Consider the following 13822-nt stretch of genomic DNA (forward strand, 5'->3'; position numbering starts at 1 on the left):
CTGCGGCGGTCGACGCGATTGCCTCCGCTTTTGCTCCTGCTTTTGCTCCTGCTTTTGCTCCTGCTTTTGCTCCTGCTTTTGCTCTTGCTCCTGCTTTTGCTCTTGCTCCTGCGTTTGCTCTTGCTCCTGCGTTTGCTCTTGCTCCTGCGTTTGCTCTTGCTTTGCCTTTGACTTACCGGGCCCCCTCGGCGCGGCAGTCGCGGCGGGCGAATACCCGAAGGGCGACGCGCAGGATGCGCGTCGTTTTTCGCCGGCACATGGATGTGCCGGCGAAAAATGCCCGTCGTGGCTGCGAACCCGGAGCGCGTAGCGCGGAGGGCGCGCTGCGGGGTGTGCTTTCTTTTGGTTACTTTTCTTTGCACAAGCAAAGAAAAGTAACTCGCCGCAAGGCGAAAGCTTTGCTCTTGCACTTGCTGCTACGGCGGCGGCCGCTGAATTGTAGGAGCGGCTTTAGCCGCGACAGCGCGAGTCCATTCTGCCTGTCGCGGCTAAAGCCGCTCCTACAGACCTTCTCGCCTGACACACAAACTTCGAGCAACAGCAAAGGCTTTCGCCCTTGCGGGCGAGTTACTTTTCTTTGCTCGCGCAAAGAAAAGGTAACCAAAAGAAAGCGCGCCCTGCCTCGCGCCCTCCGCGCTGCGCGCTCCGGGTCCGCGTCCAGCCCGGGGATCCGCGGAAGGGGCTTGTCTGCTTCGCAGCCAAGTCCGGGGCAGTCGCCTCACGGCGCCAGCCCGCCCGCCGGGGCGAAGCAGTGCTTCGCCTTTTTCCGGCGAGCCCTGCCCCTGCCGCGGACGGCGCACGTCCCTGTGCGCCGCCCCTTCGGGGTTTTTCCCCGCGCTGGCCGCCGCTTCGGAAGGGAACCCGGTAAATCAAAAGCTGGGGCAGCAGCCAAAGCACAGCAACAGCAACAGCAAAGGCAAGTGCAACGGCGGCCGCAACCGCTATCGCTACGGCTGCTCCGGTTGAGCACCTCCAACGCAACTCTTGCGCGCGTCTGCGCACCGCAAGCGCAACACCTCTAACCCTTTTCCAGGCACCCGACCATGGCCACCCCCGACCTGCCGACCTTCGACAAGATCCTCATCGCCAATCGCGGCGAGATCGCCTGCCGGGTGATCGCCACCTGCCGCAAGCTCGGCATCGCCACCGTGGCCGTGTACTCCGATGCCGACCACGATGCCCGCCACGTGCGCCTGGCCGACGAGGCCGTGCACATCGGCGCCGCGCCAGCACGCGAGAGCTACCTGCGCGGCGAGCGCATCCTCGAGGCCGCGCAGCGCAGTGGCGCGCAGGCCATCCATCCCGGCTACGGCTTCCTGTCCGAGAACGCCGAGTTCGCCGAGGCCTGCGCCGCGCGCGGGCTGGTGTTCATCGGGCCGCCGCCGGCGGCGATCCGCGCCATGGGCGACAAGAGCGCGGCCAAGGCGCTGATGCAGGCGGCCGGGGTGCCGCTGACGCCCGGTTATCACGGCGAGCAGCAGGATCCGGAGTTCCTGCGCGAACAGGCCGCGGCCATCGGCTACCCGGTGCTGATCAAGGCCAGCGCCGGCGGCGGCGGCAAGGGTATGCGCCGGGTCGATCGCGACGAAGACTTCGCCGCCGCGCTCGCCGCCTGCCAGCGCGAGGCGCAGGCCGCGTTCGGCAATGCGCACGTGCTGGTGGAGAAGTACGTGCTGCGGCCGCGGCACATCGAGATCCAGGTGTTCGGCGACAGCCACGGCGAGCTGGTGTATCTGTTCGAGCGCGACTGCTCGGTGCAGCGCCGCCACCAGAAGGTGCTGGAGGAAGCGCCTGCGCCAGGCATGGACGAAACGCGGCGTGCGGCGATGGGCCAGGCCGCGGTGGAGGCCGCGCGCGCGGTCGGCTATGTCGGTGCCGGCACGGTGGAGTTCATCGTCGCGCCCGATGGTGCGTTCTACTTCATGGAAATGAACACCCGCCTGCAGGTGGAGCATCCCGTCACCGAGTGCATCACCGGCACCGATCTGGTCGAGTGGCAGTTGCGCGTGGCCGCCGGCCAGCCGCTGCCGCAGCGCCAGCACGAACTGGCGATCCGCGGCCATGCGCTGGAAGCGCGGCTGTACGCCGAAGACCCGGCGCGCGGCTTCCTGCCCTCGATCGGCACGCTGCAGCACCTGCGCCTGCCCGCCGCCGATGCGCATACCCGCGTCGATGCCGGCGTCGAGCAGGGCGACACGATCGGCCCGCACTACGATCCGATGATCGCCAAGCTGATCGTCTGGGATGCGACCCGCGAGCGCGCGCTGCGGCGCATGCAGGCGGCGCTGGCCGCGTGCCAGGTGGTGGGCGTATCGACCAATGCCGCGTTCCTGCAGCGCCTGGTCGGCACCACGGCATTCGCGCAGGCGGATCTGGACACCGCGCTGATCGAGCGCGAGCACACTGCCCTGTTCGATATCCCCACCCCGACCACCGACGCGCTGTGGAGCCTGGCCGCACTGGCCTGGCAACTGCACGAGCCAGCGCCGGCCGCGCAGGCTGCCGATCCGCAGTCGCCGTGGGACCTGCGCGACGGCTGGCGGCTGGGTGCGCTGGCGCCGCGTGCGCTGACCTTGCAGCATGGCGAGACGCAACGCACGCTGCACCTGACCGCGCACGCGGGCGGCTGGCGGATCCACGACGCGCAGGCGCAGGACGCGCTCGAGGCGAGCGGCCAGTTGCGCGACGGCCGCCTGTCCGCGTTTCTCGGCACGCAGCGGGTGCAGGCCGAGGCGGTGTTCGCCGGCACGCAGCTACACCTGTTCGTCGACGGCCACGGCTACCTGTTCGAACGCCACGACCCGGTCGCCGAGGCCGACCAGCCGGCGGTGGAGAGTGGTGGCCTGACCGCGCCGATGCCGGGGCGCATCGTCGCCCTGCTGGTCGCGCCCGGCACCCAGGTGCGCCGCGGTACGCCGCTGCTGGTGCTGGAGGCGATGAAGATGGAGCACACCCTGCAGGCGCCGGCCGACGGCACGGTGCAGGGCTTCCGCGTGCGCGAGGGCGAGCTGGTCGGCGACGGCGTGGCGCTGCTGGATTTCGACGCGGCCTAAGCGGCACGCGCCAGGCCGCGGTCGCCAAGGCCGCGGCAAGGCGTCACACTCGGCGCTGGTCCCTCGCCGTGCCTGCGCCATGAAACTCACTGCCCACGTTCTCGACGGCCACACCCTGGACGTGCGCCCGGCGCCGCGCGAGCGGCCGTGGATGGACCAGACCGCCGAGCGCTACGCCTACCGCTGCCTGCCGCTGGACATCGCCAACGCGCACGGCTGGGAATTGCTGTGCCAGACCGCGTTCGAGGCCGAGTGGAACGGCGGCAACGCGCTCGACGACCTGCGCGTGCAGCCGCCGCCGGGCACGCACGCGCCGGCAGTCAGCCACTTCGGCTACGGCGTGCTCACCTTCCATGTGCCGTGCCTGTTCCGCACCGAGGCAGGCGTGGATCTGTACGTCACTGCGCCGGTGAACCGGCCCAAGGACGGCATCGCCGGGCTTACCGGGCTGATCGAGACCGATTGGAGCCCGTACACCTTCACCATGAACTGGCAGTTCACCCGCCCCGGCCGGGTGCGGTTCGAGGCCGGCGAGCCGTTCTGCCACTTTTTCCCGGTGCAGCGCCGCGTCCTGGCCGAGACCGAGCCGAGCTGGCAGCCGCTGTCGCAAACGCCGGAACTGGAACGCGAGCACCAGGAATGGATGCGCAGCCGCGGGCAGTTCCTGCACGAGCTGGAACAGCCCGACTCCAACGCCAGCCGCGAAGGCTGGCAGCGCAGCTACTTCCGCGGACCGGCGCCGGGGCAGTGCCCGGCCGGCGTGGAGCACCGGGTGAAACTGCGGCTGGCACCGTTCACCCGCGGCGACGACGTGGCGTGAGGGCGGCTCAGCGCGGGTGGCGCTGGCGCACGCGCGTGGACAGGCGGAACACGCCGTAGGCCAACAGCATGCCCAGGCCCCCGGCAACGGCATGCGCCCAGTCGAACACGCGCGGGCCGAGGCCGCCGGCCTGGTCGCCCCACAGATTGAACAGCACCAGGACGATGGCGGTGAGCCCCAATCCGGCCAGGAACGCGGCGCGATTGGCGCCGAGCGCATAGAACAGGAACGGCAGGCCCAGCCCGACCAGGAAATGCACCGGGAAGAAGTACACCGAACCGTAAGGCCGCAGCAGCGACCAGACGATGGCAGCGAAGACCGCGACGAACACGAACAGGCCCAGCGAAAGCGCGCGGGTCTTGGCGGGGGGAAGGCGTGGCTCGGTCATGCGTCACCTGCGGGCAATCGTCGACCGTAGCCGAGGGCGGATCACGGCCCGGTCAAGACTGCGCGCAGCGCTCGGCTGCAGGCGCTCAATGCGCGGTGCGGCACCACTGCCGCTCGCACGGCACGCCATCGCGGTTGCCGTCCATCTCCACGCCCGGGCAATGCTGCAGGAAGTACATCGCTTCGGCGCAGGACGTCATCTGCGCGCAATGCGTGCGACCGTCGCACTGGAACGCGGGCGCTGTCGCCGGCGAGGCGTGCGCAGTGGCGGCTGGCGCAGCGGGTGATGGTGGCGCTGTGGTGGCTGCCTGCGGGGCCGCCACGAAGCGCAGCGCCGCGTAGGCGGCGAGCGCGAGCACCGCCAGCAGCATCAGCACGCCGAGCCAGCGGCCGCGACGCGTGCGCGGTGCGGCCACCGCGCGCGCCTGCACCGCCGGCGCACGGCCGGGCCGCATCACCCGCAACGCCCGCGGCCGCCCCTGCGCGTCGTGCTCCAGGTCGAAGGAGATCAGCTCGCCCACCCGCGGGGGCACGCCGTCGTCGGGAAACGCCGCGCGTTGCACCTCGGCTTCGGTCTCGCGATGCGCCAAGCGCACCCGGCCGCAGCCGCGCTCCTCGTCCCACTGAATCAAGGTCCCGTGCGTACGCATGGCGTCACCGCAAGAAAGTGCATCGCCGCGGTGGACGCCGCCGTGCCCGGTGCGTCCACCGTCCCCACCGCGCCTGCCCGCTCCCGCCAGCGCAGCCCCGCGCGCAGCATGCCACGGCCGGAGTATCCGCGCTGGCCTGCCGCGACCGCTGCATGCAGGCCCGGCTGCGTTGGCATGACCCGCCGTCCGCTTGCTGCCGCAGCGTCGGCGGGCGCAACTGTCTACCACCGGCTGCGCGGCGCTCGCTAGAGTCCGAAGCGTCGAGCAACGCCGACGCCCGCACACCGCGCGGCGCTGGCGATCGACGCGCAACCCGGCATCGCGGCCGCCGCATGGCGCCGCCCCCGCAGCATTCGTCCCCCGATGCTGCCTGCCGGGCCCGCGCGTTTCCCCCACGCTCGACGCAACACGATCCTTCAGCGCAGTTGCCTTCCACACGGGGTCAGGAGAGCGACATGGACATGTCTTCGGTCCGCTAGGCCGTTTCCACCGCATCGCCGCTTCCACGGCTTCGCCGCCGCGTCCGCGCGGCGGAAGTGGACGCTGCACCTCCCAATGCATCTCTCGCTTCGTCTGCGCGCGCAGCCGGATGCATGCGCGTGCCTGTGGCACGGCGGGAGTCCCTCATCGCGGCCGCGCAGCAGCGCGGGCGTGCGGCCGGTCCGGGGCCAGGGGATGTCCGGACACAGGACGCGGCATTGCCGCACGCACCGACGCACACGACCGGAGGTCCATCATGCACCTGCCCCATCCGCGCATTCTCGCCATCGCCACCGCGCTGACTCTCGCAAGCGGCGCCGCCTCCGCAGGGCGGTTTCCGGATTTCGGCTACGCGCCGCCATCCACCTATACAGGGCCGGTGTTCCAGCTCAGCCAGGACTATCCGCAGCAGCCGCCCAGCGGCCCGTTGCCAAGCTTCTTCCAGAAACTGCCCCGACCGCTGACCAACAACTTCGAAACCTGGCGCGGCTATGCCGACGCGGTAAAGACCTACTGCCTGGAAGGCAACGTCGAAAGCGACTGGTACGTGCAGAACAACAAGCTACGGCGCTGGTACCACGCCCCCTGGCAGCACTACGGCCCGCACGGCCGCGAAGGCGTGCACGGGCTGACCCAGGAAGCGCCGATCCAGGCCAAGCAACTGGCGCCGACCCAGCTCACCTCCGGCCAGACCTTCGCGGTCGGCATCTACAACGATGTCGGCGGCTATACCTTCGGCCAGGTGTGGAAGGATCGGCAGAATCCGGATCCCAGCTTCACCACCAAGCCCAACACCTTCCGCGACGGCACCGTGGTGTGCAAGGCGCTGTTCGCCGACGTGGACCTGAGCCAGGTGCCGTTCCTGCAGAACCCGGTGCTGTGGAACGCCTGGGTGCCGAACAGCTACGGTTCCACCGACCGCACGTTCAAGAAGGTGGCGCTGATCCAGATGGACTTCGCCGTGCGCGACAGCCGCATTCCCGGTACCGGCTGGATCTTCGGCACCTTCCAGTACAACGGCGCGGTCAGCGGCAAGCCGGGCTGGCAGAACCTGGTGCCGGTGGGCGTGATGTGGGGCAACGATCCGCAGAACAGCAGCGACGACTACACCAACAAGCAGCCGACCCGAACCCGGATCAATCCGCGCATCCTGCAATCGGCGATCAACGCCAAGCCGGAACTGCCGCCGACCCACCTGGGCTGGAACGGCCGCCTCAACGGCCCGGTGGACAATCCGGTCAGTTCCTGCATGAGCTGCCACATGACCGCCGAGTCGCCGCAGCTCTCGCCGATGAACCCGACCTTCCAGACCGACCAGAAAAAGATCCCGCCGGTCGGCTCCAAGGAATGGATGCGCTGGTTCCAGAACATTCCGGCCGGGCAGCCGTTCGACGCGGCGGCAAAGAGCACCGACTACAGCCTGCAGCTGGCCGGCGGCATCGCCAACTTCTACGAATGGAAATGCACCCAGGACGGCGTGTTCGTCCGCGGCGGCAACCTGTGCGAGCAGAGCAAGACGCCGCTGAAGCTGATGCAGTCCACCACGCCGCCGCCGACGGTGTACCCGGTCGAGCGCGGGCCGAGCAACCAGGACCAGGAATAAGCACGGCAATGCCCTGCCTGCCGCGCACCGCCCACGGCGCCGGCAGGCAAGGCCTTCACCGAACGCGACAAAACTGGTGCCGATGGACGGGCGTCAGGCGCTCTGCTGCCTGCGCCACCAGGTCACCGCATCGATCAGGCCATAGGCCAGGAACGCCGCCAGCACCACCTGCACATTGAGGATCGGCAGCGAGCGCAGGGAGTCGTAGGTACTGTTGTGCACCAGGACTTCCACGGCCCGGCCCGTAGGCGAACCACGCCGGTCCAGCACTGGGACCGCGTCGCCACTGGACCGATCCTGCGTCTCGTACACGATCACCGCGTCCCGCTGGAGAAAGTGGTTGATGCCCTTGTACAGGAACATCGACGACGAATACGCATGGAAATTCACCATCACCAGCAACACGAAGGTGATGTAGACGATGGCGCGTCGCAGATGGTTCATGCTGGACTCCCTGGGCACCAACGCGGCGCCTGCGATCGGTGATCGCAGCAGCATGCAATAGCAGCACCAACAGAGCAACGCGGTGCGCTCACGGCGATGGCGTGCCGAGGGGCTGAGCGCACGCGGCGGAGTGCACACTGCGAGCGACCTCGTCCTGGCGCGTCACGCTCGCTCACTCGATCTGCTGCCCGACCCACCAGGTCGTGCCGCCGGCGTCGCGGAAACCGCCACGCCGGTCGGGGTCGTTCTTCTGCATCGGCGCCTGCACCGCCGTGGCACCGGCGGCCAGCGCACGCTGGTAGGTCGCGTCCACGTCGCGCACGTAGACGTGCACATGTGCCGGCACCGGCGGCCAACCGTCCACCGCATCGCAGAACATCACCACGGTGTCGTCGATGCGCACCTCGCCGTGAGCGAAGCGACCACCCTCGCCGGGAATCTGCCGTAACGGTTCGGCGTCGAACACCGCGACCAGGAAATCGATGGTCCGCTGCGCACCGTCGACGATGAGATACGGCGAGACCGAGGTGTAGCGTTCTGGCTTGAACGACATCGAAGGCTCCTGAGATTGGCTATCGGACGGGGACCAATGCTTTCGGCGATGAAGCGTTTCATGCGATGGGCGGTGATATCAGGATGAAGCTGGAAAGGCGCGTGCAGACCCACTCACAACGCGCACGAACTCACCCGTGCCGCCAGGGTAAAGGGCACCGCGCCGAGGTCATCCAGGCCTTCGACGTCGAACGCGTACATGCCCTTGACCACGAGCGTCAGTTGCCCGTCGCGCGCGAGGTTGAAGGTCAGCGTCTCGACGTCGACGGGGTGGTGCGCGCCCGCCAGGTAGAGCGAGCCGTCGATATAGCCATCTTGCGGGTTGCGGGGGAAGTCGAAGCGCTTGCCGGCCAGGTCGCCGAGCCTGAGCGAGGGCAGCGCGATGCCGTCCAGGCGGATCGACGTGTCCACGATTTCGCCGGCATGCAGGAACGGGTGCAGCAGGATCTCCAGCGAGGCGGCATCCGGCAGCCCGGACAGGATCGCGTGGCGCGGCTTCAGGACGCTGGGCGAGAACGTCGACATCGCGGCCGCCCTTCAGTGTTGCGTCACCGGCAACACCACGTCCATCAGCGTGGCGTCGTCCGGATCCGGCGTGGCCTTGAAACCGAGTTGCTGGCACATCGCCAGCATGGTGCGGTTCTCGCGCAGCACCTGGCCTTCGACCATCTTCAGGCCGAGCCAGCCGGCGTACTCGATCATGATCCGCATCAGCTGCCAGCCGATGCCGTGGCCCTTGAGGTCGGAGCGGATCAGGATGCCGTACTCGCCGCGGTCGTAATCGGCGTCGGCATGCAGGCGCACCGCGCCGAGCATGTCGCCGCTGCGCGGTTCGATCGCCACCAGCGCGATCGAGCGCGCATAGTCGAGCTGGGTCAGGCGCGCGATGAATTCGTGGCTGAAATGCTTGACCGCCTGGAAGAAGCGCAGGCGCAGGTCCTCGTCGGTGACGCGGGCGAAGAAGCTGCGGAACAGCGCGTCGTCCTCCGGCCGCACCGGGCGCACGAGCGCGGCGCTGCCGTCGTTGAGCACGATGCGCCGCTCCCACTCCTTGGGGTACGGGAAGATCGCGAAGCGCGGATGGCCGCGGCCCTTGTGCAGGCGCCGCGACGGCGCCACCGCCACCCGCGCGTCGACCGCGATCACGCCATCGCGGTCGGCCAGCAGCGGGTTGATGTCCAGTTCGCGGATCTCCGGCAGATCGGCGGCCAGTTGCGCCAGTTTCACCAGCACCATCGCCACCGCGCGTTCGTCGGCGGCGGGTACGTCGCGGTAGGCCTTGAGGATGCGGCTGACGCGGGTGCGGCCGATCAGTTCGTGGGCCAGGCGCAGGTCCAGCGGCGGCAGCGCCAGCGCCTTGTCGTCGATCACCTCCACCGCGGTGCCGCCGCGGCCGAACACGATCACCGGGCCGAAGGTGGGATCGTCGGCGATGCCGGCGATCAGCTCGCGCGCCTTCGGCCGCAGCAGCGAGGGCTGCACCAGCACGCCGTCGATGCACGCCTCCGGACGCGCGGCACGCGCGCGGGCGAGGATGCCCTCGGCCGCATCGCGCACCGCCTCCACGCTCACCAGGTTCAGGCGCACGCCGTCCACGTCGGACTTGTGCGGAATATCAGCCGAATGGATCTTCACCGCCACCGCCGATCCCTGCGCCAGCATCGGTGCGGCCACCTGCGCCGCGGCCTCGGCATCGGCGGCGTGTGCCACCGCCGCGGTGGGAATGCCGTAGGCGGCCAGCAGCCGCGTGGTCGCCAGCGGGTCCAGCCAGGTCTGCCCGGCGGCCAGCGCGGCGTCGACGATGCCGCGCGCGGCGACGGCGTCGAAGGCGAAATCGTCGGGCAGGCTCGGCGGCGTTTCCATCAGCGCCGCCTGCGCCTCGCGGTAGCGGACCAGGTGCATGAAGCCGCGCACCGCGTCGGCCTCGGTGGCGTAGGTGGGGATGCGCGCGGCATTGAGCGTGGCGGTGGCGCTCTCGTCGTTGCCCAGCCATACCGCGAACACCGGCTTGTCGCGATGATGGCGCGGGCGCTGGCCGAGAATGCGGGTCAGCGCCTGCGCCGCGTCGGCGGAGGAGGTGAACGCGGTCGGCACGTTGACCACCAGCACCGCGTCGTTCTCCGGATCGTCCAGCAGCGCGCCGGCGGCGGCGGCGTAGCGCTCGCCGTCGGCGTCCACCACGATGTCCACCGGGTTGCTGTGCGACCACTCCTGCGGCAGTGCCTGCTCCAGCCGCTGCTGGGTGGGCGCCGACAGCGCCGCCAGGGTGCCGCCGAGATCGGACAGCGTATCCACCGCCAGGCGGCCGACGCCGCCGCCGTTGCTGAGGATGGCCAGGCGTCGCCCCGGGAAGGTGCTGAGCCGGCCCAGCGTCTCCGCTGCGGCGAACAGTTCGTCCAGCGCGCGCACCCGCAGCAGGCCGGCGCGGGCGAACGCGGCGCCGTATACCGCATCGGAACTGGCCAGTGCCTGCACGTGGGTGTCGGCGTTGGGATCGATGCGCAACTGCCGGCCCGACTTCACCACGACGACGGGTTTGGCGCGCGCGGCGGCACGCGCGGCGGACATGAACTTGCGCGCGTCGCGGATGTGTTCGACGTAGAGCAGGATCGCGCGGGTGCGGTAGTCGGTGGCGAAGTAGTCGAGCAGGTCGGCGAAGTCCACGTCCAGCGCGTCGCCCAGCGAGACCACCGCGGAGAAGCCGACCGCGCGCGCCACGCCCCATTCCACCAGCGCCGCGGCGATGGCGCTGGATTCGGAGATCAGCGCCAGGTCGCCTGGCTGCGGGCAGTGCGCGGCGATGCTGGCGTTGAGCCGCGCATGCGGCGCGATCACGCCCAGGCAGTGCGGGCCGAGGATACGCAGGCCCTTGGCGCGCGCGGCGCTCTCCACCCGCGCCGCGGCCGATCCCGGTCCGCTGCCGAGCCCGGCGGTGAGGATGATCGCCGCGGCCACGCCGCGCCGGGCGGCGATCGACACGATGCGCGGCACCATCCGCGCCGGCGCGGTGATCACCACCAGGTCCGGCACCCACGGCAGGTCGGTGAGCCGGCGCACCGTGGGCACGCCGTCGATCTCGCGGTAGCGCGGACTGACCCAGCCGATCTGCCCGGGAAACCCGGCCGCGCGCAGGCTGCGCACCACCGCGCGCCCGGCGGAGCGCTCGCGCGGGCTGCCGCCGACGATGGCGACCGAGGCGGGGCGGAACACGGACTGCAGGTGATAGGTGCTCATGGCGGCGGCAGAGGCGAGCGAATGCGCTAACGGTACACGGCTGGCCGCGGCGCGGGGATGATCCGGGTCTTGCGGCGCACCGTACCGCGCGTTCGGCGACAGTGCGCACTGTCGCGATTCCGGCGTTCGCGCGTCGGAGCTGAAGCCCCTCCCACAAGGACTCCGGTCGGCCGCCCGGTGCTCATGGCTCGCGTGTGCTGCTGGATCAGGAGCGGCACCGCCGGCAGCAGACCTCCTTGGGGGGAGCGTTTCAGGACACCTCGAATCACCGTTTCTGCGGCGCATCGCGCTGTCTCGTAGCGGCTTCAGCCGCGACGAGGCTCTACCGGTAAGACACGGTCGCGGCTGAAGCCGCTCCTACGCGTGTGCGTTTGTGCTTGCTCGAGGCGCCCTTCAGTCGCGACGCGACCGAGCCTAAGGCGAGGCGACCGCGCAAGCGCAGCGCCCTGATCGGGCGGCGATCCCCTCCCCCACAGGAAGGCCCGCAGCACCGTCACTCACCCGGCCTCGACCTCCAAGGATCCGCAGAGCCCATCGGGCACCCCGCACGCAGCCCGGGTCAGCAGACGGTCGCATTGGCGGCCGCATAATGCGGCGATGGAGACGACTCGTGCATAGCGGCGGCCTGGAACTGGCGCTGGTGCTGCTGCTGGCCGCGGTGATCGCGGTGCCGGTGTTCAAGCGCCTGGGCCTGGGCGCGGTGCTGGCCTACCTGGCCGCAGGCGTGGTGCTGGGGCCGGACGGGCTGGGCTTCGTGCAGGACACCGAGCGCATCCTCAACGCGGCCGAAATCGGCGTGGTGATGCTGCTGTTCCTGATCGGCCTGGAGCTGTCGCCAGCGCGATTGAAGCTGATGCGGCATGCGGTGTTCGGCGCCGGCAGCGCCCAGGTCGCGCTGACCGCGCTGCCGCTGGGCGCGCTGGCGCTGTGCATGGGTCTGAACTGGAAGAGCGCGCTGGTGATCGGCCTGGCGCTGGCGCTGTCGTCCACGGCGGTGGGCCTGCAGCTGCTGGCCGAGCGCAAGGCGCTCAACAGCGACTACGGCCGGCTCGGCTTCGCCATCCTGCTGTTCCAGGACCTGATCGCGATCCCGCTGCTGGCGGCGGTGCCGCTGCTCGGCGGCGCCAAGAACGACACCCTGACCTGGTCGGAAGTGGGCCAGGCGCTGGGCGCGCTGGCGGTGGTGGTGCTGTGCGGGCGCTTCGTGCTGCGCCACCTGTTCCGCACGGTGGCGCGCACGCGCATGCCCGAGGTGTTCACCGCCAGCGCGCTGCTGGTGGTGCTGGGCAATGCCTGGTTCCTGCAGAAGGCCGGGCTCAGCCCCAGCCTGGGGGCGTTCCTGGCCGGCGTGCTGCTGGCCGATTCGGAGTTCCGCCACGAACTGGAGGCGCAGATCGAGCCGTTCCAGGGCCTGCTGCTGGGCGTGTTCTTCATCGCCGTGGGCATGGGCATCGACCTGGACCGCATCGTCGCCGAGCCGTGGCTGATCGCGGGTGCCGTGGCCACGCTGCTGCTGGTCAAGTTCGCGCTGCTGGCCGGCATCGCCCGCGTGCTGCGCCTGCCCTGGCGCAGTGCGCTGCTGCTGGGCAGCCTGCTGTGGCTGGGCGGCGAGTTCGCCTTCGTGGTGTTCACCGAGGCGCAGCGGGTGCGCCTGCTCGACGACGCCACCCACGACCGCCTGGTCGCGGTGGTCGGCGTGTCGATGGCGCTGACGCCGCTGCTGCTGATCGGCATGCAGCGCCTTCTCGGCGCCAGCGAGGCCGGCAAGGGCAAGCGTCCGCAGCTGCCGGCGGAACAGTACGACACCGTGGATGCGCAGCGCGCGCAGGTGCTGATCGCCGGTATGGGCCGCTTCGGCCAGATCGTGGCGCGCCTGCTGACTGCGCAGCGCATCCCGTTCGTGGCGCTGGAACACAATCCGGACACGGTGGAGGACCTGCGCCGCTTCGGCAACAAGATCTACTACGGCGACCCCAGCCGCGCGGACCTGCTGCGCGCGGCCGGCAGCGACGGCATCCGCATCTTCGTGGTGGCGATGGACGACCCGGAGACCAACATCAAGACCACGCGGCTGATCCGCCGGCTCTACCCCACCGCCAAGGTGCTGGCGCGCGCACGCAACCGCCAGCACGCCTGGCGGCTGATGGACCTGGGCGCCGAACCGTTCCGCGAGGTGTTCGCCTCCAGTCTGGAACTGAGCGAGCAGGTGCTGCTCGGTCTCGGCCTGGACCCGGCGACCGCGCGCGACCGCATCGCCCGCTTCCGCGAGCACGACACGCAACTGCTGCGCGCCCAGCACCTGGTCTACGACGACGATGCCGCGTTGGTGCAGACCGCACGCGCGGCGCGCGCCGATCTGACCAAGCTGTTCGAGGCCGACGTCAACGATCCCACGGCCGGGCCGGCGGATGCGACCGGCGCGGGGCAGCCGCGCGGTTGAGGTTGGCGGTTTGGGCGTGACCAGGGCTGCAGGGTCTGCAGTGTTGCTGGCGTGCGATGCGGTGTGCGGTCGCGTCGCGGCCGATCACCGCGCACACGCCACCGCCGTGCGCGACCGGGTCGCGATGGGGAGACTGACCAATCGCCGAGCTGCACCCGG

The 13822-nt window shown here is 70.0% G+C and carries 10 protein-coding genes; 4 read left to right on the plus strand and 6 right to left on the minus strand.

Annotation, left to right across the window (positions count from 1 at the left end; all coding sequences use genetic code 11):
• Positions 1-1043: 1043 nt before the first annotated feature.
• Positions 1044-3053, plus strand: coding sequence for an acetyl/propionyl/methylcrotonyl-CoA carboxylase subunit alpha (locus tag QN245_RS20575; RefSeq protein WP_184448999.1), 2010 nt, complete (start codon positions 1044-1046; stop codon positions 3051-3053).
• A 79-nt stretch (positions 3054-3132) separates the two neighbouring features.
• Positions 3133-3873, plus strand: coding sequence for a DUF6065 family protein (locus QN245_RS20580; protein ID WP_184448997.1), 741 nt, complete (start codon positions 3133-3135; stop codon positions 3871-3873).
• Positions 3874-3880: 7 nt separating this feature from the next.
• On the opposite strand, the gene QN245_RS20585 is transcribed toward QN245_RS20580, so the two are convergent.
• Entirely contained in the window at positions 3881-4261 is a 381-nt protein-coding gene (locus tag QN245_RS20585) for a hypothetical protein (RefSeq protein WP_160968402.1), read from the minus strand.
• A gap of 85 nt (positions 4262-4346) precedes the next feature.
• Positions 4347-4910: an excalibur calcium-binding domain-containing protein gene (locus QN245_RS20590; RefSeq protein ID WP_184448995.1), complete on the minus strand. Its 564-nt coding sequence runs from the start codon at positions 4908-4910 to the stop codon at positions 4347-4349.
• Between the two features lie 736 nt (positions 4911-5646).
• Between QN245_RS20590 and QN245_RS20595 the strand changes: the two genes are divergently transcribed.
• Positions 5647-6993, plus strand: coding sequence for a hypothetical protein (locus tag QN245_RS20595; RefSeq protein WP_317844105.1), 1347 nt, complete (start codon positions 5647-5649; stop codon positions 6991-6993).
• 93 nt (positions 6994-7086) lie between these two features.
• Here QN245_RS20595 and QN245_RS20600 read toward each other — a convergent pair whose 3' ends face one another.
• From QN245_RS20600 to QN245_RS20615, 4 genes are all read right to left on the minus strand, one after another.
• Positions 7087-7437 carry a hypothetical protein gene (locus QN245_RS20600; protein WP_317844106.1) on the minus strand — a complete coding sequence of 117 codons (351 nt, stop codon included), beginning with the start codon at positions 7435-7437 and terminating at the stop codon, positions 7087-7089.
• A gap of 172 nt (positions 7438-7609) precedes the next feature.
• A complete protein-coding gene (locus QN245_RS20605) occupies positions 7610-7990 on the minus strand; it encodes a VOC family protein (RefSeq protein ID WP_317844107.1) in 381 nt (126 codons plus the stop codon).
• Between the two features lie 113 nt (positions 7991-8103).
• Positions 8104-8514 carry a hypothetical protein gene (locus QN245_RS20610; RefSeq protein ID WP_317844108.1) on the minus strand — a complete coding sequence of 137 codons (411 nt, stop codon included), beginning with the start codon at positions 8512-8514 and terminating at the stop codon, positions 8104-8106.
• 12 nt (positions 8515-8526) lie between these two features.
• On the minus strand, positions 8527-11223 hold the full coding sequence (locus QN245_RS20615) for a bifunctional acetate--CoA ligase family protein/GNAT family N-acetyltransferase (protein WP_317844109.1): 2697 nt from the start codon (positions 11221-11223) through the stop codon (positions 8527-8529).
• A 610-nt stretch (positions 11224-11833) separates the two neighbouring features.
• Between QN245_RS20615 and QN245_RS20620 the strand changes: the two genes are divergently transcribed.
• A complete protein-coding gene (locus tag QN245_RS20620) occupies positions 11834-13663 on the plus strand; it encodes a monovalent cation:proton antiporter-2 (CPA2) family protein (RefSeq protein ID WP_160968395.1) in 1830 nt (609 codons plus the stop codon).
• Positions 13664-13822 lie beyond the last annotated feature (159 nt).

Origin of the sequence: Xanthomonas rydalmerensis (genome assembly GCF_033170385.1) — a bacterium.
Classification (GTDB): Bacteria; Pseudomonadota; Gammaproteobacteria; order Xanthomonadales; family Xanthomonadaceae; genus Xanthomonas_A; species Xanthomonas_A rydalmerensis.

Bases quoted from the DNA above. Each gene is read 5' to 3' on its own strand.
- QN245_RS20600 (WP_317844106.1), bottom strand. From the start codon at position 7,437: ATGAACCATCTGCGACGCGCCATCGTCTACATCACCTTCGTGTTGCTG.
- QN245_RS20610 (WP_317844108.1), bottom strand. From the start codon at position 8,514: ATGTCGACGTTCTCGCCCAGCGTCCTGAAGCCGCGCCACGCGATCCTG.
- QN245_RS20605 (WP_317844107.1), bottom strand. From the start codon at position 7,990: ATGTCGTTCAAGCCAGAACGCTACACCTCGGTCTCGCCGTATCTCATC.
- QN245_RS20585 (WP_160968402.1), bottom strand. From the start codon at position 4,261: ATGACCGAGCCACGCCTTCCCCCCGCCAAGACCCGCGCGCTTTCGCTG.
- QN245_RS20575 (WP_184448999.1), top strand. From the start codon at position 1,044: ATGGCCACCCCCGACCTGCCGACCTTCGACAAGATCCTCATCGCCAAT.
- QN245_RS20580 (WP_184448997.1), top strand. From the start codon at position 3,133: ATGAAACTCACTGCCCACGTTCTCGACGGCCACACCCTGGACGTGCGC.
- QN245_RS20590 (WP_184448995.1), bottom strand. From the start codon at position 4,910: ATGCGTACGCACGGGACCTTGATTCAGTGGGACGAGGAGCGCGGCTGC.
- QN245_RS20595 (WP_317844105.1), top strand. From the start codon at position 5,647: ATGCACCTGCCCCATCCGCGCATTCTCGCCATCGCCACCGCGCTGACT.
- QN245_RS20615 (WP_317844109.1), bottom strand. From the start codon at position 11,223: ATGAGCACCTATCACCTGCAGTCCGTGTTCCGCCCCGCCTCGGTCGCC.